The sequence below is a fragment of the Curtobacterium sp. PhB130 genome (genome assembly GCF_003755165.1).
Taxonomy (GTDB): Bacteria; Actinomycetota; Actinomycetes; order Actinomycetales; family Microbacteriaceae; genus Curtobacterium.
The window spans coordinates 505,263-525,317 of sequence record NZ_RKII01000007.1; the positions used below are offsets into that span (position 1 = coordinate 505,263).

The 20,055-nt window shown below is 64.9% G+C and carries 17 protein-coding genes; 12 read left to right on the plus strand and 5 right to left on the minus strand.

What is annotated here, in order from left to right; genetic code table 11:
* Nucleotides 1–2 precede the first annotated feature (2 nt).
* From EDF24_RS08210 to EDF24_RS08225, 4 genes are all read left to right on the plus strand, one after another.
* The gene (locus EDF24_RS08210) at nucleotides 3–1,268 is read left to right on the plus strand and encodes a cytochrome P450 (protein WP_123702167.1); all 1,266 of its coding nucleotides are present in this window, start codon (nucleotides 3–5) and stop codon (nucleotides 1,266–1,268) included.
* The gene (locus tag EDF24_RS08215) at nucleotides 1,265–1,459 is read left to right on the plus strand and encodes a ferredoxin (RefSeq protein ID WP_123293772.1); all 195 of its coding nucleotides are present in this window, start codon (nucleotides 1,265–1,267) and stop codon (nucleotides 1,457–1,459) included. Before EDF24_RS08210 ends, EDF24_RS08215 begins: the two co-directional genes overlap by 4 nt.
* 80 nt (nucleotides 1,460–1,539) lie before the next feature.
* Entirely contained in the window at nucleotides 1,540–3,342 is a 1,803-nt protein-coding gene (locus EDF24_RS08220) for an NAD(P)/FAD-dependent oxidoreductase (RefSeq protein ID WP_123702169.1), read from the plus strand.
* Between the two features lie 69 nt (nucleotides 3,343–3,411).
* The gene (locus EDF24_RS08225; protein WP_123702171.1) at nucleotides 3,412–4,371 is read left to right on the plus strand and encodes a LacI family DNA-binding transcriptional regulator; all 960 of its coding nucleotides are present in this window, start codon (nucleotides 3,412–3,414) and stop codon (nucleotides 4,369–4,371) included.
* Between the two features lie 34 nt (nucleotides 4,372–4,405).
* On the opposite strand, the gene EDF24_RS08230 is transcribed toward EDF24_RS08225, so the two are convergent.
* On the minus strand, nucleotides 4,406–5,413 hold the full coding sequence (locus EDF24_RS08230; protein ID WP_260233388.1) for an SDR family NAD(P)-dependent oxidoreductase: 1,008 nt from the start codon (nucleotides 5,411–5,413) through the stop codon (nucleotides 4,406–4,408).
* A gap of 502 nt (nucleotides 5,414–5,915) precedes the next feature.
* On the opposite strand from EDF24_RS08230, the gene EDF24_RS08235 reads away from it, so the two are divergent.
* The 4 genes from EDF24_RS08235 to EDF24_RS08250 all read left to right on the plus strand — a co-directional run bounded on the left by EDF24_RS08235 (nucleotide 5,916) and on the right by EDF24_RS08250 (nucleotide 12,958).
* Nucleotides 5,916–8,375, plus strand: a complete 2,460-nt coding sequence (locus EDF24_RS08235; RefSeq protein WP_123702175.1) for a glycoside hydrolase family 2 TIM barrel-domain containing protein — start codon at nucleotides 5,916–5,918, stop codon at nucleotides 8,373–8,375.
* 48 nt (nucleotides 8,376–8,423) lie between these two features.
* Nucleotides 8,424–10,907, plus strand: coding sequence for an alpha-L-rhamnosidase (locus EDF24_RS08240; RefSeq protein WP_123702177.1), 2,484 nt, complete (start codon nucleotides 8,424–8,426; stop codon nucleotides 10,905–10,907).
* Nucleotides 10,908–11,133: 226 nt separating this feature from the next.
* Complete coding sequence (locus EDF24_RS08245) at nucleotides 11,134–12,519, plus strand: MFS transporter (protein ID WP_123702179.1); 1,386 nt, start codon at nucleotides 11,134–11,136, stop codon at nucleotides 12,517–12,519.
* A 157-nt stretch (nucleotides 12,520–12,676) separates the two neighbouring features.
* Nucleotides 12,677–12,958 (plus strand): LacI family DNA-binding transcriptional regulator, encoded by a 282-nt coding sequence (locus EDF24_RS08250; protein ID WP_123340263.1) that lies wholly within the window; start codon nucleotides 12,677–12,679, stop codon nucleotides 12,956–12,958.
* 73 nt (nucleotides 12,959–13,031) lie between these two features.
* Here the strand turns inward: EDF24_RS08250 and EDF24_RS08255 are convergent, their stop codons facing one another.
* Nucleotides 13,032–13,637, minus strand: a complete 606-nt coding sequence (locus EDF24_RS08255; RefSeq protein WP_123702181.1) for a TetR/AcrR family transcriptional regulator — start codon at nucleotides 13,635–13,637, stop codon at nucleotides 13,032–13,034.
* A 202-nt stretch (nucleotides 13,638–13,839) separates the two neighbouring features.
* On the opposite strand from EDF24_RS08255, the gene EDF24_RS08260 reads away from it, so the two are divergent.
* Nucleotides 13,840–14,241: a hypothetical protein gene (locus EDF24_RS08260; RefSeq protein WP_260233389.1), complete on the plus strand. Its 402-nt coding sequence runs from the start codon at nucleotides 13,840–13,842 to the stop codon at nucleotides 14,239–14,241.
* 27 nt (nucleotides 14,242–14,268) lie between these two features.
* Nucleotides 14,269–14,979 carry an SDR family oxidoreductase gene (locus EDF24_RS08265; protein ID WP_123340205.1) on the plus strand — a complete coding sequence of 237 codons (711 nt, stop codon included), beginning with the start codon at nucleotides 14,269–14,271 and terminating at the stop codon, nucleotides 14,977–14,979.
* Nucleotides 14,980–15,016: 37 nt separating this feature from the next.
* Here EDF24_RS08265 and EDF24_RS08270 read toward each other — a convergent pair whose 3' ends face one another.
* The 3 genes from EDF24_RS08270 to EDF24_RS08280 are packed head-to-tail and all read right to left on the minus strand — an operon-like array spanning nucleotide 15,017 to nucleotide 17,778.
* Nucleotides 15,017–15,874, minus strand: a complete 858-nt coding sequence (locus EDF24_RS08270) for an alpha/beta fold hydrolase (RefSeq protein ID WP_123293779.1) — start codon at nucleotides 15,872–15,874, stop codon at nucleotides 15,017–15,019.
* A gap of 60 nt (nucleotides 15,875–15,934) precedes the next feature.
* The gene (locus EDF24_RS08275; protein WP_123293858.1) at nucleotides 15,935–16,930 is read right to left on the minus strand and encodes an NADP-dependent oxidoreductase; all 996 of its coding nucleotides are present in this window, start codon (nucleotides 16,928–16,930) and stop codon (nucleotides 15,935–15,937) included.
* Nucleotides 16,931–16,977: 47 nt separating this feature from the next.
* Nucleotides 16,978–17,778 carry an alpha/beta fold hydrolase gene (locus EDF24_RS08280; protein ID WP_185021604.1) on the minus strand — a complete coding sequence of 267 codons (801 nt, stop codon included), beginning with the start codon at nucleotides 17,776–17,778 and terminating at the stop codon, nucleotides 16,978–16,980.
* Between the two features lie 133 nt (nucleotides 17,779–17,911).
* On the opposite strand from EDF24_RS08280, the gene EDF24_RS08285 reads away from it, so the two are divergent.
* Both EDF24_RS08285 and lpdA read left to right on the plus strand, forming a co-directional pair.
* On the plus strand, nucleotides 17,912–18,532 hold the full coding sequence (locus tag EDF24_RS08285) for a TetR/AcrR family transcriptional regulator (RefSeq protein WP_165931389.1): 621 nt from the start codon (nucleotides 17,912–17,914) through the stop codon (nucleotides 18,530–18,532).
* Nucleotides 18,533–18,555: 23 nt separating this feature from the next.
* Complete coding sequence (gene lpdA / locus EDF24_RS08290; RefSeq protein ID WP_123702187.1) at nucleotides 18,556–19,956, plus strand: dihydrolipoyl dehydrogenase; 1,401 nt, start codon at nucleotides 18,556–18,558, stop codon at nucleotides 19,954–19,956.
* Nucleotides 19,957–20,055 lie beyond the last annotated feature (99 nt).

A 20,055-nucleotide genomic window follows, 5' to 3' on the forward strand; every position in this document is an offset into this window, starting at 1 on the left:
CGATGACTGATGTCATTGCATCGACGCAGCAGGCTGAACCGCCAGCATTCCCCATGCGGCGAGCGAGCGCATGTCCGTTCGACCCATCTCCAACGGCAACCCATGAACAGCAGCAGGGACCGATTCGAAGGGTTCGCCTCTGGGACGGTTCCACGCCGTGGTACGTGACTCGACATGCTGAAGCGCGGACGATCCTTGCTGATGCCCGCATCAGCGCGGACATCAGCCGACCCGGCTACCCATCCCCGGCTCCTGTCGACGGCGGCGGTTCCGGTCTGAGCTTCATCCTCATGGACGATCCCGACCACGCGCGATTGCGCCGGATGGTGACGGCGCCGTTCGCGGTGAAGCGCATCGAGGTCATGCGACCGGCAGTGCAACGGATCGCAGACGACCTGATCGACTCGATGCTCTCCCACACCGGACCAGTCGACCTCGTCGAAGAATTTGCGCTTCCGCTCCCGTCGCTGGTGATCTGCGAGCTGCTCGGCGTGCCCTATGGCGATCACGACGACTTCCAGGAGCACAGTCGAACCATCATCAAGCGCGGTGTCGCTCGTGAGGAACAGCGTCGCGCCTTCGAATCGCTCGGCGCCTACCTCGCGCAGCCCCTGCACCGAAAGATCGCCGAACCAGGCGAGGACCTGCTCTCGGACCTCGGCCGCCGCGTCACCGACGGCGAGCTGGAGATGGCTGACGCTGTGCAGATGGGCATCCTGCTCCTCATCGCCGGTCACGAGACAACGGCGAACATGATCGCCCTCGGCACCCTCGCGCTCATCGAACACCCTGACGAGTTGGCGCGACTCCGCGACGATCCCGACCCCGCGCTCGTGGCGTCCGCGGTAGAGGAGCTTCTGCGCTACCTCACCATCACGCACGACGGGCGTAAGCGAGTCGCTGTCGAGGACATCGAAATCGACGGCGTCACCATCCGCGCTGGCGACGGGATCATCGTGGCGACCGACCTCGGCAACCGGGACGACGCCGTGTTCAGCGACCCAAACCGGCTCGACGTGGGACGGAACCCCAGAACGCACGTTGCGTTCGGGTTCGGCGTGCACCAGTGCCTCGGCCAACCGCTGGCACGAATGGAGCTGCAGGTCGCCTACGCCACGCTGCTCCGACGTATCCCCACGCTGACACTCGCCACCACCCTCGACGCGATCCCCTTCAAGCACGACGGATCCGTCTACGGGGTGTACGAACTCCCGGTCACTTGGTGCCCGGCTCACCCCCAGAAGGAAGAGAAGGAGCAGACCCGATGAAGGTCATCCTCGACCAAGACAAGTGCGTCGCAAGCGGTCAGTGCGTGATGGCTGCCATGAACGTCTTCGACCAACGAGACGAGGACGGTATCGCCTTTCTCCTCAAGGACGACGTGACCGGAGAAGAAGTCGAGGAAGTCCGCGACGCCGTCGCGGTCTGCCCGGCTCTCGCGATCGCGCTTGAAGACTGACGAGCGAACTCACCGTCGACCAACCGGCCGTCGACCGAGGCGGTCACGCATCGTCACCAATCGTCCCGTTCTGGAGGAACATGACCGACCCCACCGCCAACGACATGCCTGCGCTCCGCGCGCGGTACGCGCAGGAGCGCGACCGTCGCATCCGGCCAGATGGGCTCCGGCAGTACCGACGAACCCGCGGGTCCTTCGGATACTGGGAGACCGATCCCTACACGCCGCGCAAGGAACGGACCGTGGAACACGGTGCAGTCCAAGTGCTCGTCGTCGGAGGCGGGTTCGGTGGGTTGCTCACCGCGTCGAAGTTGCGGCAGGCCGGCTTCACGTCCATTCGCATGTCCGAGGAGGGCGGCGACTTCGGCGGCACCTGGTACTGGAACCGATATCCCGGCGTCCACTGCGACATCGAGTCGTCGATCTACATGCCACTGCTCGAGGACGTCGGCACCATCCCCTCCAGGCGCTACGCGCCGGGTGAGGAGATCCGAAAGCACGCGATGGCCATCGCCCGGAAGTTCGACCTGTACGACGACGTCCTGTTCCACACCCGCGTGACGGAACTGCGATGGCACGAGGACGACGCCGAGTGGCAGGTCGCAACCGATCGTGGTGACAGCTTCCGTGCACGGTACGTCGTCGTCTCGTCTGGGACACTCTCGCAGCCGAAGCTCCCCGCGATCCCTGGCATCGAGACGTTCCGCGGTCACACCTTCCACACGAGCCGCTGGGACTACGGCTACACGGGGGGCACGCAGGACGGCGACCTCGGAGGGCTGCGTGACAAGCGGGTCGCGGTCGTCGGCACCGGCGCCACCGGGATTCAGGTCATTCCTCAGGTCGCTCGCTCCGCTGAGCACCTCTTCGTGTTCCAGCGCACCCCGTCCAGCGTCGATGTCCGGGACAACCGAGACCTGCCGCCTGGCTGGACCCAGTCGCTGCCGCCCGGCTGGCAGGAAGAACGAATGGAGAACTTCCTCGCGGTCGTGTCCGGCGAGGAGACAGACGTCGACCTCGTCCAGGACGGGTGGACCTCCACCGCTGCCATACAACGGACGATGCTCACCGGCCAGAGCGACGAGACGATCGATACGCCAGACCGAGACCTCCTCGTCGAGGTTGCAGACGCGCAGAAGATGGACCGGATCCGCGCCCGCGTCGACGCGATCATCGACGACGCCGGCACCGCCGCAAAGCTGAAGCCCTGGTACCGGTACATGTGCAAGCGGCCCACCTTCAGCGACACGTACCTGCAGACCTTCAACCGGCAGAACGTGACTCTCATCGACACGGCCGACAGCGGCGGCATCACCGCCATGACGGAGCACACGGTCGTCGTCGGCGACAACGAGTGGGAAGTCGATTGCGTCATCTTCGCCACCGGATTCGAGACCGGCGTCTCCGGAGTCGTCTCCGGGACGCTACCGGTAGTCGGTCGCGGCGGGGACCAGCTCCTCCAGGCGTGGGCGGAGGGGCCGAAGACGCTCCACGGCTTCATGTCGCATCGTTTCCCCAACCTCTTCCACCTCGGGTCGCTGCAGAACGCCAACTCAGTGAACTTCGTCCACGTCCTCCAGGAGCAGGCAACCCACATCGCCGCCATCCTCGGACGAGCGAGAAGCGAGGGCGCCCGCTTCGTCGAACCGACTCAAGAGGCGCAAGATGCTTGGGCCGAGACAATCAGCGCCGTCGAGACGAACAATGCGGCGTTCCTCGCCGAGTGCACGCCTGGGTACTACAACGGCGAGGGGACTCGCCGCCGCGGCGGCGGGAGCTACAGTCCCGGTCCCGTGCGGTTCCACTCGTTGCTCCGACGCTGGCGTGAGACGGAAATGAGGACCGTGCTCCATCCAGCACTCGTCGGATCCACCAGTAGTTAGACGATCTTCGTCGGTCGCGTATCGCGCGTCACCGCCCCATTAAGCTGGGCACGGCCGGGAGGAGACCGCATGGTGACCAGGAGCGAAGACGTGGCGCGTACCGCTGGTGTCTCGCGAGCGACCGTCAGCCAAATCCTGAACGGTCGCGGTGCACGTTTCTCACCCGCGACGCGCGAACGGGTCGAACGGATCGCTCTCGACCTCGGGTACCAGCCGTCGGTCGCGGCACGGGCCCTCGCGACTGGTTCCAGCGACATCGTCATCGCCCTCATCCCCAACACGACATTCCACGGCAACCTGCAGGACCTGTTCGAGCGAGCGACCGACGAGCTTGCCGATCGTGGCCTGACGCTCCTGCTGCGATTCCCGACCGCATCGGCCGAGTCACTCAATCGGATGGTCCGCGGTCTGCATCCACGTGCCGTGATCTCATTCACGCTCTTCGACAGCTTCGAGCGAGAGCTACTCGAACGGAACGGGGTCCTCGCCGTCGACCCGGGACCGCGCGCCGCAGATGACGACGTCAACAGGAGTATCGGCTGCTTGCAGGCTGAGCACCTCATCGAGAAGGGTCACCAACGCCTTGCGTTCGCTCATCTTCACGATGCGCGTGACGACCCCTTCGGTCAGGCCCGGGAGGCAGGAGTGCGAGACGCCTGCCGCGCCGCCGGCCTCCCGGACCCGTTGAACGTGAGTGTCGAGATCAACGCTGACTCCGCAGACGCCGCCCTTGATTCGCTTGCCGCGCCTGGTGTCGCGATTGCCTGCTACAACGACGACGTCGCAACTGCTCTGCTCGCCGCGGGAACGCGACGCGGGTACCGCATCCCCGAGGACGTCGCGCTGATCGGAATGGACGACACCCCGCTCTCAGCAGTGACCATCCCGCCCCTGTCGACCGTGCACGTCGATCTGGAGGGCGCGGCGCGGTCAAGTATCAGCCGAGTCATCCAAGGACTCGGGCTCACAACGACCGACCCGAAGCCGGCCGAGAATCCGCTTCGGGTCGTCGTGCGTGGTACTACCTGACCCGAGGAGAACGATCCGACGCTCACCGCATGCGTCAGAACACGGACTCACCACCGTCAGACGGCAGAAGGGCGCCCGAGACGTTGACGCCGTCGTCGCTCAGCAGGAACGTGATGGATGCTGCAAGCGCCTCCGGAACGGCGATGGGGACGTCGGCGGTGTGACTGTTCAATCGCTCTTGACCGAAGGTGTTCGTCGCTGTCGGACGCATGCCGGTGAGGGTACCGCCGGGAGCGACGGCGTTCACGCGGATCCCGTTCGGCTCGTACATGAACGCAGACGAGCGCGTGACGCCGAGGACGGCGCTCTTCGACGCGGTGTACGCCAACCCCGCAGAGGAGCCGCGCAGGGCAGCCTCGGACGCTACGTTCACGATTGATCCGCGGCCAGCGGCGATCATCGCAGGAATGACCGCTCGAGCCAGTCGGACCAGACCAAACACGTTCACTTCGAACACGCGACGAAGCATCGCGTCGTCCGTCTCGTGAAGGGGACTGAAATCGTCGAGGAGGCCCGCGACGTTCGCGAGCCCATCGATACGGGCTCCGGCAGCCTCAACGATCCGCGCGACGCCGTCATCGGCGGTGATGTCCGCTGCGACGGGCCGCACGGACGGGAACGCTGCCACCAGGTCGGCGAGGCGCGATTCGGCGATGTCCACAGCGACAACGGTTCCGCCCTCGCGGGCGATACGCACCGCGACGGCACGGCCGATACCCGAAGCGGCGCCCGTGACGATGACGGTGCGGCCGTCGAACCGACCGGCGGAGATGCGCTCCACCCAGCCCGCACTTTCGGCTTCTTCTTCCGGAGACACTTCCCGCCCGTTCGCCTCCCGAGTCAAAGTATCGAGCACTCCCTCACCTCGGTCCCCCATCCCAGCGATCAAGGTCTCGAGTGGCACACGGCGGAGTAGGCGAAGGGCCGATTCCTGCATGCCGAGCTGTTCACCGAACTGACGAAGCACCGCACCCCCGGCGGGGTGCTCAAGCCACGCTCCGATCATTGTGTGGCCAGTGAGTGGCTTGTTCGACTCGGACACGTGTCCATCCCTTCGTTGGTAACGCGCGTAACTGACGCTAGAGCGGTCGCGTGTCCACGTCAACCGCGCCATCTGGTTCGAGCGGGATGCTGTTGAGGTTCCCAGCCGGTGCAAAAGGATGCCGATCGGCACCGCGTTGTCCGCGAGTGCTTCGGTGCGACGCAACGAACCGGGCGCCGCCGCTCGCAACTTCGAGGAGCAGGTTCTCGTCGGTCATCAGTGCCGGCGCGCTCATTCGTGGAAGTCAAAGGAGGACGCGAGGTGTGCATCCCATGAGTGTCGCGATGAAGACATGCCGCTACACACGCCCGAACGGCGACCCGAATGAGCCTCGGGCTTGGCGGGTCGTCGGCGAGGGTGCTCGGCCGCGTCCGTCCTGGATCAGTGGCCCCCAGGGATCGGCATGCGGGGGAACCGTCTCGGCGGTTGACACGCAATACCCGAGCTGATTGGCTAGGTAACGCGCGATACCTGCGCAGACGATGACGTTGTGGAGACCTTAATGACCGTGCAGCTGCTCAACCAGGGTTGGTCTTACCGTCCGAAGGTCAGCGCGTTTGCCGAACTCGGCGGCGCGGGCGGCGACTGGGAAGACGTGACGTTGCCGCACGATGCACAGATCACCACGGCGCGAACGCCTGATCTCCGGAACGGCGCCGCGCCTGGCTACTTCCCGGGTGGAGCATGGGAGTACCGCACCGAGGTCTCAGTTCCAGCGGACTTCGGTGGTCAGCTCTGGGCGCTCGAATTCGACGGTGTCCACCGAGATGCGATGGTCTACGTCAACGGTGCACTCGCCGGCCAACACGCGTTCGGATACTCCCGATTCGTGGTGCGGATCGACCCGTGGCTCGAGGCCGGGACAACGAACACGATCAAGGTCGACTGCCGCACTCACCAGGACAGCCGTTGGTACACCGGAGCCGGAATCTACCGCGACGTTCGTCTCATCGTGAAGAGTGCCGCGCGGATCGCAGTCGACGGCGTGCAGGTCACCACCCCGGACGTCGATGTGGACAGGGCGGTCGTCGAGGTTGCTGCGGAGGTCGAGAACGGCGGCACAACGACCCGCACTCTCCGTCTCACGACCAACATCACGCAGGTGACCCAGGCCGAATCGTCCGCTTCCCTCGTCATGAGCAGCGCTCCGGTCAGTCTCCTTCCTGGCGAGCGCTCCACCGTCCGACTCCGACTGCCTGTGACGAACCCATCGCTGTGGGATGTGGACTCGCCGACGCTGTACGGCGCGACCGTCGTCCTGACTGACGGTGACGACGAGGTCGACCGCGAACAGGTGACCTTCGGCATCCGCACTCTGCAGCTCGACGCCGTACGCGGACTTCGGATCAACGGACGAGCCGTCCTGCTCCGCGGAGCATGCATCCACCACGACAACGGCCCCCTGGGTGCTGCAGCGATCGTCCGCGCGGAGGAGCGCCGAATCGAGCTGCTCAAAGACGCAGGGTTCAACGCGATCCGAAGTGCGCACAATCCCATGAGTTCGGCGCTACTCGAAGCGTGCGACCGGCTGGGCATGCTGGTCATGGACGAGACGTTCGATGTCTGGACCTCGAGCAAGTCCGACTTCGACTACGCGTCCGACTTCACCCAGTGGTGGGAGCGAGACGTCGAGTCAATGGTCGCCAAGGACGTCAACCACCCGAGCGTCATCATGTACTCCATCGGCAACGAAATCCCAGAAACGGGTTCCATCAGTGGCGGCATCTGGAGCAGGCGTCTCGCCGAGAAGCTCCGCTCGCTCGACCCCAACCGGTTCGTCACGAACGGCATCAACGGATTCGTGTCAGTCCTCGACCTGGTCACCGCCGGTATGGCGCAGCAGCGGGAGGCGCTGGCATCCGCAGAGCCGCAAGCCGGCGGCGTGAATGCGATGATGAGCCAGGTCGGCGACATGATGAACCAGATCTCGGCCTCGCCGCCCGTGACCGCGCGGACCGAAGAATCGTTCTCCGTGCTCGACGTCGCCGGCATGAACTACGGCGACGGGCGGTACGAACTCGACCACGAGCTCTTCCCGCACCGCGTCATCGTCGGAAGCGAGACGTTCCCCTCGCACATCGCCCGGAACTGGGACCTCGTCAAGCGGCTGGACCACGTCATCGGCGACTTCACGTGGGTGGGGTGGGACTACCTCGGCGAAGCGGGCCTCGGCGGCGTGAGCTATCACGACGAGGCAGCCGGTCCTGCCGCAGCGAAGGCTTGGCCCTGGCTCGCCGCCGCCAGCGGCGACCTCGACATCATCGGACGCCGTCGGCCCGTTTCGTACTACCGAGAGATCGTGTTCGGCCTTCGCCGCGAGCCGTACGTTGCCGTGCAGCGGCCCTCACGTCACGGTCAGACGGTGCTCGGAACCCCTTGGTCGTGGAGCGACAGTGTGTCGAGCTGGGCTTGGGACGGCTACGACGGCCTTCCCGTAACCGTCGAGGTCTACAGCGACGCCGACGAGGTCGAGCTGCTGCTGGACGGCGACATCATCGGTCGCGCCGCCGTCGGAGCCGAGTTGGCGTTCCGGGCAACGATCGAGACGGTGTGGCAGCCCGGTGAACTGACCGCCGTGGCGTACGCCGGCGGTGTCGAGACCGGTCGAACGTCGCTCCGCTCCGCCGCCGATGAGACGATCCTCTCCGTTTCGGCGGACCGGACGGAGATCACCAACGGCACGACCGACCTCGCATACATCGACATCTCACTCACCGACACCGCGGGCGTCGTTCGACCGCTGATGGATCGCGAGGTGACTGTCCTCGTTGAGGGCGCAGGGACCCTTCAGTCGTTCGGCAGTGGGGATCCGGCACCGGTGTCGCTCTTCGCCGAGACAACTCGGTGCACCTTCGACGGAACCGCCCTCGCAATCGTCCGACCGACCGCTGCAGGCGTCATCACCGTGACGGTCACTGCACCCGGTTGTGCATCCGCAGTCGTCGAACTCACCGTGCACTGACCGTCCGCCGGAACCGTTCTCCTCCTCTGCGAACCTAGAAGGAACGCCATGACACAGTCCACCGAACCCGTCTTCGTCAGCGCCGACACTGCAAGCGTCGAAGGCGACCCGGCACCGTACTTCCGGCGTGACTTCACGGTCGCCGAAGGACTCCGCCAAGCGACGCTCACGGTGTCTGCGCTGGGCATCGCTGAGACGTACGTCAACGGACACCGCGTCGGTGATGAAGTGCTCTTCCCAGGGTGGACGTCGTATCGGCACCGACTCGTCGCAAGACGCCACGACATCACCGGTCTCCTCACGAACGGCGAGAACGCGTTCGGCGCGATCGTCGGTGAAGGGTGGGCGGTCGGTGCTCTCACCTGGGAGAACCGGCGACACAACTACGCGGACCGGCCTGCCTTCTGGGCGCGCCTCGAACTCGAGTACGACGATCACATCGACGTCATCGGAAGCGACGAGCAAGTCCTCGTGAGCACCGGAGCGGTGCACTCGAGCGGGATCTACGCTGGCGAACGCTACGACGCGCGCAGTGAACCGATCGGATGGTCGACAGCGGCGTTCGACGCTGCGAACTGGTGCGCCGCGCGAGCCTTCGACTGGGACACCAAGACGCTCGTCGAAGGCGGTGCACCCCCTATCCGGCGCATAGAGGAACTAGAGCCGGTTTCCGTGACCGAGCAGTCCGCTGGGCAGTGGATCGTCGACTTCGGGCAGAACATCTCCGGCTGGGTGCGACTGACGGTGAACGGGCAAAGCGGCGACACCGTCACGCTCCGTCACGCCGAACTGCTGAAGCCAGACGGCTCCCTTGAAACCGAGACCCTTCGCAGCGCGGCCGCGACCGACGAGTACATCCTCCGGGGCGGCACAGCGGAGACGTGGGAGCCACGTTTCACCTTCCACGGTTTCCGATACGTCGAGGTAACAGGATGGCCCGGGGTACCCACAGTCGCTGATCTGCGCGCCATTGTGGTGCACACGGACATGACTCGCACCGGCTGGTTCGAGGCATCAGACCCCCGCATCACGAAGCTGCACGAGAACACCGTCTGGTCGATGCGCGACAACTTCGTCGGCGTACCGACGGACTGCCCGCAGCGTGACGAACGACTCGGATGGACGGGCGATCTGAACGCATTCACGCCCACCGCCACGTTCCTCTACGACGTCCGCGAGGTGCTCGGCTCCTGGCTGAAGGACCTCGCGGTTGAACAACAGGAGACCGGGACCGTCCCGTGGAGCATCCCGGACGTCCTCCCGACACCGTCAACCGCTACCGCGCTGTGGAGTGACGTGGCGGTCAGCCTGCCGTGGGCCATGTACCAGGAGTATGGGGAGTCGGAGATCCTCCGACGCAGTTACGAATCGATGACGGCCTTCGTCGACGAAGTCGAATCAGCACTCGACGACGACGGGCTCTGGGGCCACGGATTCCAGTTCGGTGACTGGCTCGACCCCGACGCTCCGTCCGACAACCCCGCCGGCGGAAAGACGGACCGGTACCTCGTCGCCCAGGCGTACCTCGCCAAGACGACGAAGGAGATGGCGCAAACTGCGGCAGTTCTCGGTGAGCATGCAGACGCTCAGCACTTCGACGAACTACATACACGTGTGCGGACGGCCTTCCGGCGTCACTTCGTGACCCCCGTCGGCCGCGTGGTGAGCGAATCGGCAACCGGATACGCCCTTCCCATCATGTTCGGACTGCTTGACGACGACCAGCAGCGCGTCGCTGGAGATCGGCTCGCAGCGATCATCAGTGAGTCGGGCGCCACGATCGCCACGGGATTCGCCGGCACCCCGCTCGTTACGGACGCGCTCAGCAGCACCGGACACGTCGACGTCGCGTACGACCTGCTGATGCAGACGAAGAGTCCCTCCTTCCTCTACCCCGTCCTCATGGGTGCGACCACGATCTGGGAACGCTGGGACGCTGTGCTCGCCGACGGTACGGTCAACGCCACTGGCATGACTTCGCTCAACCATTACGCCCTCGGGGCCGTCGCCGACTGGCTTCACCGTGTCGTCGGCGGTCTCACCCGAACTGCGCCGGGCTGGCGGACATTCACGGTGGCCCCGCAGCCGGGTGGAGGACTCACATCCGCCCACGCCAAACACGACACGGTGCTCGGGCGGGTGGAAAGCCACTGGTACGTCGACGACGGTGACCTCGTGCTGGAGGTTGTCGTACCCGATGGAGCCACCGCCACCGTCATCCCCCCGCTGCATCCAGAACAGCTCGCCGTCGATGTCGCTCCTGGTCGGCACTCATGGCGATACGCGGCGCCGGCAGGGTTCGGCGAGAAGGCAGAGCTGACACTCGACTCCAGCGTCAAAGAGACCATGAAGGACGACGCCGTCTGGGCCGCCGTTCTCGACGTCCTCCGCTCGTACTTCCCGGGTGTGCCGGTCGAAGCCGCGGGTAGCCGCCTCGGCGATGCGCCGGTGCGCACCCTCGCGCAGCAGCACCCGAACTCATCGGCGATGGAACGGGACCTCGTCGCCGCCCTGTCGATCCACGACGTGTGATCTCCGACACGGTCACTAGGAGCGGAAAGAAGACGTCATACCAAGCGACGTCTTCTCACCTTCGGCAAGCGTGGCCGCCACCTCAGCAGCGGGTGCACGGCCGCTGGTACCGCGCGTTACGCCAGATCAGCATCACCTCTTGCTTTTAGACCCTGCACTGGCGATACTTCGGTAACGCGCGTTACTTGACCGCCTGCGTCACTCATCACAACAACGGAGTTCTGATATGTCCTCACCCGACGGCACCGCGCCGCACTCCTCAGCAAAGCCAAACGAGGTCCCACTCGGAATTCCGAGCGGACTCGAAATCGCTGCGGAGGGAGTTGGTGACGCGGTCCGCCACGGCGCCGACCCCCTGAAGAAGATCAGCGCGCGCTACATCATTGGCCTGGTCGTGGCAACACTCGCGCTGTACGTCGCGTGGGTGACCCCGATCGGCTACTCCCTCTCCATTCGGGTACAGCAGATCGACCCGGTCGGCAAAAACGGCGCGATCGCACTCGCCATCGCGATCCCGGGCATCATCGTCCTCTTCACCACCCCGCTCGCCGGGCTCCTCAGCGATCGCACTCGATCCCGCTTCGGCCGCCGGCGCCCCTGGATCATCGGCGGGGTAATCGTGGGCTTGCTCGGATCGCTCATCGTCGGGTTCGCACCGTCCATCCCGCTCCTCATCGTCGGATGGTCCATCGCCTACGTCGGATACTCGACTGCCGGCGCAATGCTCCTGACGCACCAGAGCGACCTCATCCCCGAGGAACAGCGAGGGAAGGTCTCTGGCCTCACCGGTTCAGTTACGCAGATCGGCCCGATCGTCGGAATCCTGTTCGCTGGTGCGTTCGTGAAGATCCCCGTGATCATGTTCGCGGCTCCGGCGGCGTTCGCGCTCATCTTCGTTTTGATCTTCGCGGGCCTGATGAAGGACAAGCGATCGGTGAGCGAGCGCAAGCCCGTCGACATCAAGTCCATCGCGCGAGGGTTCTACTTCAACCCACGGAAGTTCCCCAACGTCGGCTGGGTATGGATCAGCCGAGCTCTGGTCTTCCTCGCACTATCCTTCTCCACGACTTACGGCGTCTACCTCCTCGGGCAGCGTCTCGACATCACGCTCGCGGAGGCCGCCCCGATCCTTGCAACGTCGGGTCTCATCGGCATCGTCACGGCGATCGTCGGCGCCATCGCCAGCGGGTACCTCTCGGACCGATTCCACAGCCGAAAGCCATTCTTGATCGCAAGTGCGTTCATTCTGGCCGCCGGAATGGTCGTGGTCGCCTTCACTCAGAGCGAGGGACAGTTCCTCGTAGGCAGCGCGCTCAGCACGCTCGCCGTCGGTGTCTACGGCGCAGTCGATCAAGCGATTCAGCAGGACGTTCTGCCACGCGAGGAGAACGAAAACGGCCGGTTCATGAGCATTATCCAACTGGCGAACCAGGTGCCGCAGGCCGTCGGGCCGCTCGTCGCGGGAGGGATCATCGCACTCGCGACCGGCGATTACACCGCGGTGTACATCGTCGGTGGAATCGTCGGGATTCTTGGCGCGCTGGCCATCATCCCCATCTCGGTCGGTCGTCGAAGCACTGACTCCACCACGAGCATCCGAGCGCCAAAATAGTCGCCTGGACACCATCAAGCGAAGCCCTGACCTTTCAGCTCTCGAAATACAGCGAGCGGTGGTCCATGGATCCGTTGCTTGCTGGCCCAACAGCGGAGAGAACTCAGCTTCGCGCTTCTCGGAGAGGACAAGCCGATCATGGATGTTGAGCCCGGAGATGAGTAGCCGACGACCGCGCTGGCTGTCCGAGCAGGATCAGCCGCCAAAAGCTCCGACCATCTATGACGTCGCCGCCCTGGCATCGGTCTCCCACCAAACCGTATCGCGAGTGATCAACAAAACTGGGCACGTGCGACCGGTCACCCGGCATCGAGTTCTGGCGGCGATGTCATACCTCGGCTACGTCAAGAACGAGGCAGCAGCGGATCTCGCACGGAAACCTCACAGTGGCACCAGCCATGCCGACGCGACGAGCAGTCATTCCACTGTGGGCAACTAATCTTGACCACCGCCCGCACCAGAAGATTGTGATCGTGGTCGACTAACGTCAGTTCGGCGACATTGGAGGGTCGCTATCTTCGCGGGCGTATCGCGGCCCGAAGCTGCTGCTCAGTTGCGGCCACTATCTCGGACACCGTTTGCGTCTTCGGCGAAGTAGCCATCGTCAGAAACAGAACCGCCGACACCACGCGGGCAAGATTCATTGCTTCCGCCTCGGGGGTGACAGCAAACCGCTTGAGCTGGCTGCTGACCGCAATCTCCGTGTCACCGACGATTGCGAGCGCCGCGGCGTGGTTCTCTTCCGTGTGATCCCCAAATGCCATTTCGCGAAGGTACGTCCGTCCATTATCGAACTGGGCACGGTTGCACTCGATAATGGGTGCGGTGATTGCCATCACCGCATCGAGCGCGGTGTCTGATTCCGCGGCGAGTCGCGTGCCGCGCTCGAGCGCAGCCTTGTAGTGGTGGTTCTGCACCATCAGCAACAGTTCGCCTTTCGTCTTCGCGTAAAGGAAGAGCGTGCCGGTGCCGATGTCCGCCGCATCAGCGATCTGCTGCGTCGTCACCTCATCGACGCCGCGCTCGGCAAACAGAGCCGACGCGGCCGCGGTGATGCGAGCGAGCTTGTCCTGCTTGTTGCGTTCGCGCCGGCCGGCTCCTGTCGATGGCACAGTCACGAGCGATCCTCCGGGAGTAAAAGACGACTACGCTCAGTGCTGAGCAGAGTCAGTAAGTGGCATGGGAAGAGATCCTACCGCCCTACTTTCCCACAGGCACCGAGGAGACCCCTCCCCGTCGTCGTCGACCCCTCGAGATGAGTCCGCTTATGCCCGCACCCTCCGCCCCTGACACCTCTTCACTCTCGGCCGCATCGAGCTGGTGCACTGGCTCGCTCGCACCCTGATGACGAGAAGCCGCGCAAATACCGATGGGACCCCGGGTGCCCTAGCCGCCGAGTACTACAGCCAGCGCGCCTCGCTCGAGCTGCTCATCACCGAGGGAACACAACCCTCTACAGATGGGCAGGGGTATCTCGACACCCCCGGTATCTTGACGCCGGAGCGCATCGCAGGGTGGCGCCGCGTGACCGAACGGGTGCACTGCGGTGCCGGGCACCTGTTCACCCAGCTGATGCACGTCGAATGCACGTCGCACCTGGAAAACACCCCGCATCACCGTCAGCCGATCATCCCGTCCGCAATCGAAGCGGGTGACCCCGGAACGATCTACTCCGGCGGCGCCCACGGCTACACCGACTACCCCGCGCTCACCCGCAGCTGACCCTGCGCACTATTGAAAGCAGCCTCCATGACCTCACTCAACGGCGCCGTCGTCCTCGTGACGGGCGCGAACGGTGGCATCGGCACCCACTTCGTCGCCGAAGCCCTGGCCCGGGGTGCGGCGAAGGTGTACGCCACCGCGCGCACCCCGCGCGCCTGGGATGATGAGCGCATCGTCGCACTGCAACTCGATGTCACCGACCCGACCTCCATTCAGGCTGCGGCTGATTCCGCCACCGACGTCACGGTCCTGGTCAACAACGCCGGTGCCAGCCCCTCGACGGCCAGCTTGATCGACATTGCCGAGTCCGAACTGCGGACCACAATGGAGATCAACTTCTTCGCCCCGGTCCTGCTCGCCCGCGCATTCACCCCAGCGCTGCTGAAGGCAGCGCACCCGATCCTGATCGACGTGCACTCCATCGGCAGCTGGCTTGGATATGGCGGCGCGTACAGTGCCGCGAAAGCCGCTCTCTGGGCCGCCACGAACGCCTTGCGCCTCGAACTCGCACCACGAGGCGTGCACGTCATCGGGGTGCACATGAGCTATGTCGACACCGCCATGGCGGCGCAGGCGCAGGGGCAGAAGCTGCAACCCGGCGATCTCGTCCGGCAGGTGTTCGACGCGTTGCAGGCTGGAGCTGTCGAGGTGATCGGTGACGAGCAGACCGCGAAGGTGAAGGCAGCTCTTGCAGGCCCCATCGAAGCGCTCTACCCAGAGCTGCCGCCCTTCGCCTGAGACGGAAGGGCGGCACTGCCGCCCTTCCGAGGTGGGCTCAGTCAGTGAGGAACTTCACCGCGACAGGGGCGAACTCCTCCCAGTACTGGAAGATGCCGCCGTGACCGGAGTTGGGGTAGATGATCAGCTCACTGTTTGCGATCCGGTTCCGCAGATCCGTCGACAGCACCGATGGCACCATGCGGTCGTGGTCACCGTTGGCGATGAGGGTCGGCTGCATGATCACGGACAGATCCGACGGCTGTGAGCGCCCGAACCGCTGGATCGCCTTCAACTGGGTGCCGAACGCCTTGTTGTTGATCTTCTTGTCGCGGTCAACCGTGCGCTCCTTGAGCCGTTCCACGAACGCCTTGCCGGCCTTCTTGCCGGGGACGTCTCGGTTGAAGAACAGGAACTCCTTCGGATCGGACCGGGTGAGGGCGGCGCGAAGGATGTCGTAGTAGGTGGCCCCGACGACCTTGTCCATGTCCTTGCCGCCGCGCGGGCCGGTCCCGGTGAGAACAAGTTTGCGGACCAGGGATGGATGCTTGACAGTCAGATCCTGCGCGATCATGCCTCCCATGGAGAAGGAGAAGACGTCGATCTTGTCGTAGCCGAGGGCGGTGATGAACGCATAGGCGTCGTCCGCTGCCTGTTCGAGGGTGGCTGGGACGGCGCCACTGGAGGCGCCGACTCCGAGCTGATCGAAGGTGATCACGTGGCGCTGCTTGGCGATCGGGTCGACGAGCCGTGGGTCCCAGTTGTCCAGGGTCGCAGCAAGGTGGGTGAAGAACACCACCGGAATGCCGCCCTCGGGTCCAAGCTCCCGGTAGGCGAACGTGTCGCCGCCGGTGGTGATGGTCTTCGCGGGCGCGTTCGCGTACGAGGTGATCACGGGTTCGGTCGGAGTGCTCATGACGACGGGGCTTTCTTCGTTGGGATCAAGAGAGAGTGCGGTCTCGATGTCGGATGCTGGCTAAGAGAGTGTGACGACGGCCTTGCCGCGGATACTCGTCTTCCCGAGCGACGACAGTGCAGCCGGAATCTGTTCGAACGGGAATGTCGCGCCGACGACAGGGCGGATGATCCCGCGCTCGAAGAGGTCGGTCATCTTCTGCAGCTGCGCACCGTCGGCTCGCATGAACAGGAACTCGTACGTCACGCCGAGCTTCACTGCCTGGGCGCGCACCTTGCGGCTCAGCCCAGCGACGACGAGCTTCACGACCGGATTCAGGTGGGCTTCCTTCGCGAACGCAGGATCGGGCGCACCGTTGATACTGACGGCCTTCCCACCGGGCTTGAGAACGCGAAGCGACTTGGCGAGATTTTCGCCGCCGAGACTGTCGAGGACGAAGTCGTAGCCGGAGAGTTCCTGTTCGAAGTCGTGGCTGCGGTAGTCGATGACCACATCGGCGCCGAGTTGGCGGACGAAATCGGCGTTGGCTGCAGAGGCCGTCGTGGCGACGTGGGCACCGAGGTGCTTCGCGAGCTGGATGGCAATTGTGCCCACACCGCCAGAACCGGCGTGGATGAGGACTTTCTGCCCGGGCTGGACGTTGCCGCGCTCCACGAGTGCCTGCCATGCGGTCAGCGCGACGAGCGGCAACGATCCGGCCTCGATCGTGGTGATCGTCGTCGGCGTGAGTGCGAGGTCGGCTTCGTCGATGGCGATACGTTCGGCGAACGCGCCGATGCGGTGGTCCCTCGGGCGTGAGTACACCTGATCGCCCGGCTTGAAATGGCTGACCTTGCCTCCTACCCGGATCACAGTCCCTGCGACGTCGTGGCCGAGAGTGGTCGGTAGCTTGTAGGGCAGGATCGGCTTGAACTCGCCCTCCCGGATCTTCTCGTCGAGCTGATTGAGCCCTGCGGCTTCGACCGTGACGAGGACGTCGCGTTCGCCGACGGTGGGCTCGGGGATGTCTCGGAGTTCAAGGGGCTGCTTGTACTTGGTCAGGACGAACGCCTGCATGATGTCTTCCATCTCTGTCGGTAGGGGCGATGAATACGAACGGGCGGTCAGCGGGTAAGGAACTGACGGATGGCGTCGGTGACGGCCGTGGAGTGTTGAAACACCACACCGTGTCCAGAGTCCGGAAAGGTGGCCAAGGAGCTGTCCGGCAGGAGTGCGAGCAAGGCGTGTGCGTTGACGACGGGGACCATCCGGTCTTCTTCGCCGTGGATCAGCAGTGTTGGGGAGGACCACAACGGCGCCGACGGCGCCGCCGCGTCCCCCCAACGGTTCACGGCGCGAAGTTGCGCCCGGAATACCGCTGGCGTGACGGAACTGTCCCTGTTCCTGTTCCGCTCGGTCAGCCGCCGGAGATACGCGGAAGCAGCGGCGCGGCCAGCGGCACTGCGGGTGAAGAACAGCAGCTGCTTCGGGTCCCGGCGCGTCAACGCGGCCCGTACGGTGCTACGGATCGCGACCCCGGTCATCGCCTTCAGCCCCGGGCCGTGCTGCGGTCCCGTGCCAGCAAGGACCACCCGCTCGACCAGCTCGGGTGCTTGGCCGAGCAGGGCCTGAGCGACCATGCCGCCCATCGACAACCCAAACAGATCGATCCGTTCGTACTCGAGTGCCCCGAGCACAGCGATCACATCGGCAGCCATAGCGTCGAAGGTGTCCGCTACCACTCCGGCGGATGCGCCGACGCCGCGGTAGTCGATGGCGATGAGACGACGGTCCAGCGCCAGGGCATCCACGACGGCAGGATCCCAGCTGTCCAGATTCGCACCGAGATGCGTCAGGAGTACGAGCGGGACTTCCGAGTGCGCTCCGTACTCACGAACCGCGAACTGTGTCCCGGCTGCTGCCATGGTTCTCGTCGGTACATCGCGCCAGGGCCCCTTACTGAGCCTCATGGATGAGTCCTCTCGACCTTTCGAAACGTCGGAAACCCCGAGTAGACTCAAGTTTGAGTCAACTCAGTTATCTTGTCAAGGAGATGTTGTGGCACTACAAGAGAAATCAGTAGGGCGGCGCGAACGGGCCAAGACCGACAAGCGCGACCGCATCATGCGGGCGGCGCGTGAGATGTTCGCGGAGCGTGGCGTGAGCGGTGTGACGACGCAGCAGGTCGCGGATCGCGCCGACGTAGCGATCGGCACCTTGTACCTCTACGCGGCGACGAAGGCGGAACTGTTGATCATGGTGCAGAACGACAAGTTTGCAGACGCCGTAGAGCAGGGCCTCGCTGCGCCCGAGCCTGTGGGGCAGACGTGTCGTGTGATGGCGGTGCTGATGCCCGTTGTGCAGTGCGTCCGCGAGCAGGTTGAGAACGGCCGTACGTACCTCCACGAGCTTGCCTTCGGAGATCCCGACGAGCCCCACCGGCGCACCGGCCTGATGCTCTCCGGCCGTTTGGAGGCGGGCGTCGCGCGCCGTCTCGAAGGCAGTGGTGTACCCGCTGAGGACGCGGAAGTGCTTGCTCGCGTCGTCACCGCGATCGTGCACGTCAGCACCACCGCCACGGTGTTCGCGCAGCGTTCCCTCGACGAGGTCCTTGCCGACATCCGCAGTCAGGTCGACGCCTGCCTGCCTTGTACCACCGCAGCGAAAACCGCCGCGTAAGCGAACCCGGAAGGAAGGGCACCATGAGCACTCACTACGACCTCGTCATCCTCGGAGCTGGACCAGGGGGCTACGTGGCCGCGATCCGCGCCGCGCAACTCGGTATGCAGGTCGGCGTCATCGAGAGCCGTTACTGGGGAGGGGTGTGCCTGAACGTGGGCTGCATCCCCTCGAAGGCGCTGCTGCGCAACGCCGAGCTGGCGCACACCGTCACACGCCAAGCAGACGTCTGCGGCATCTCCGGCACCGTCCAGTTCGACTACGGCGTCGCGTTCGATCGCAGCCGGCGCGTAGCCAACGGCCGCGTGAAGGGCGTGCACTACCTGATGAAGAAGAACGGCATCGCCGAGATCGACGGATACGGTGTGTTCCGCGATGCCCAGACCATCGACGTCCAACTCACCGGCGGCGGCGCGGAAACGGTGACGTTCGACGATGCGATCATCGCCACGGGATCCACCGTCCGCAGCCTCCCAGGCGTCGAGCTGAGCAGTAACGTCGTCACCTACGAAACCCAGATCCTCGAGCGCGAGCTGCCCGCTTCTTTGATCGTCATCGGCGCCGGTGCCATCGGCATGGAGTTCGCGTACGTGCTCCGCAACTACGGCGTCGACGTCACGATCATCGAGTTCCTGGACCGGGCCCTCCCCAACGAGGACCCGGAGGTGTCGAAGGAGATCACCCGGCAGTACAAGAAGCTCGGCATCGACATCCTGACCTCCTCCCGCGTCGACACCGTCACCGATTCCGGCAGGAGCGTCGACGTCTCCTACGTCGACGCGGCCGGGGCGACTGACGTGATCACAGCAGACCGTGTGCTGATGTCCGTCGGCTTCGCCCCGAACGTTCTCGGATTCGGCCTCGAGGCCACCGGCGTACAGCTCACCACACGCGGCGCGATCGCGATCGACGACTTCATGCGAACGAACGTCCCTCACATCTACGCGATCGGCGATGTGACCGCAAAACTGCAACTCGCCCATGTCGCGGAGGCGCAAGGCATCGTCGCAGCAGAGACGATCGCTGGCGCGGAGACCCTGCCGCTCGGCGATTACCGGATGATGCCGCGCGCCACCTTCACGCAGCCGCAGGTCGCATCCTTCGGCCTCACTGAACAGCAAGCTCGCGACGACGGCCACGAGATCATCGTCGCAAAGTTCCCCTTCACCGCGAACGGGAAAGCGCAGGGCCTCGGCGAGCCGAGCGGGTTCGTGAAACTCATCGCCGACGCCGCCCACGGCGAACTCCTCGGCGCACACATGATCGGTGCCGACGTCGCAGAGTTGCTGCCCGAACTCACGCTCGCGCAGAAGTGGGACCTCACGGCCGCGGAGCTTGCCCGCAACGTGCACACCCACCCGACACTCGGAGAAGCGTTCCAAGAAGCGTTCCACGGACTGACCGGCCACATGATCAACCTCTGAGCCGGTTGCGTGGCCTGTCGCATCGCGCGCGGTCGCACATGAAACGAGGGTGGACGCGATCGCGTCCACCCTCGTAGCTCCCGGCCGCCGAACGGTGCG

Excerpts from the sequence above, each read along its gene's own strand:
- EDF24_RS08210 (WP_123702167.1), top strand. The coding sequence starts at position 3 with ATGACTGATGTCATTGCATCGACGCAGCAGGCTGAACCGCCAGCATTC.
- EDF24_RS08215 (WP_123293772.1), top strand. The coding sequence starts at position 1,265 with ATGAAGGTCATCCTCGACCAAGACAAGTGCGTCGCAAGCGGTCAGTGC.
- EDF24_RS08220 (WP_123702169.1), top strand. The coding sequence starts at position 1,540 with ATGACCGACCCCACCGCCAACGACATGCCTGCGCTCCGCGCGCGGTAC.
- EDF24_RS08225 (WP_123702171.1), top strand. The coding sequence starts at position 3,412 with ATGGTGACCAGGAGCGAAGACGTGGCGCGTACCGCTGGTGTCTCGCGA.
- EDF24_RS08235 (WP_123702175.1), top strand. The coding sequence starts at position 5,916 with ATGACCGTGCAGCTGCTCAACCAGGGTTGGTCTTACCGTCCGAAGGTC.
- EDF24_RS08240 (WP_123702177.1), top strand. The coding sequence starts at position 8,424 with ATGACACAGTCCACCGAACCCGTCTTCGTCAGCGCCGACACTGCAAGC.
- EDF24_RS08245 (WP_123702179.1), top strand. The coding sequence starts at position 11,134 with ATGTCCTCACCCGACGGCACCGCGCCGCACTCCTCAGCAAAGCCAAAC.
- EDF24_RS08250 (WP_123340263.1), top strand. The coding sequence starts at position 12,677 with ATGAGTAGCCGACGACCGCGCTGGCTGTCCGAGCAGGATCAGCCGCCA.
- EDF24_RS08265 (WP_123340205.1), top strand. The coding sequence starts at position 14,269 with ATGACCTCACTCAACGGCGCCGTCGTCCTCGTGACGGGCGCGAACGGT.
- EDF24_RS08270 (WP_123293779.1), bottom strand. The coding sequence starts at position 15,874 with ATGAGCACTCCGACCGAACCCGTGATCACCTCGTACGCGAACGCGCCC.
- EDF24_RS08275 (WP_123293858.1), bottom strand. The coding sequence starts at position 16,930 with ATGCAGGCGTTCGTCCTGACCAAGTACAAGCAGCCCCTTGAACTCCGA.
- EDF24_RS08280 (WP_185021604.1), bottom strand. The coding sequence starts at position 17,778 with ATGGCAGCAGCCGGGACACAGTTCGCGGTTCGTGAGTACGGAGCGCAC.
- lpdA (WP_123702187.1), top strand. The coding sequence starts at position 18,556 with ATGAGCACTCACTACGACCTCGTCATCCTCGGAGCTGGACCAGGGGGC.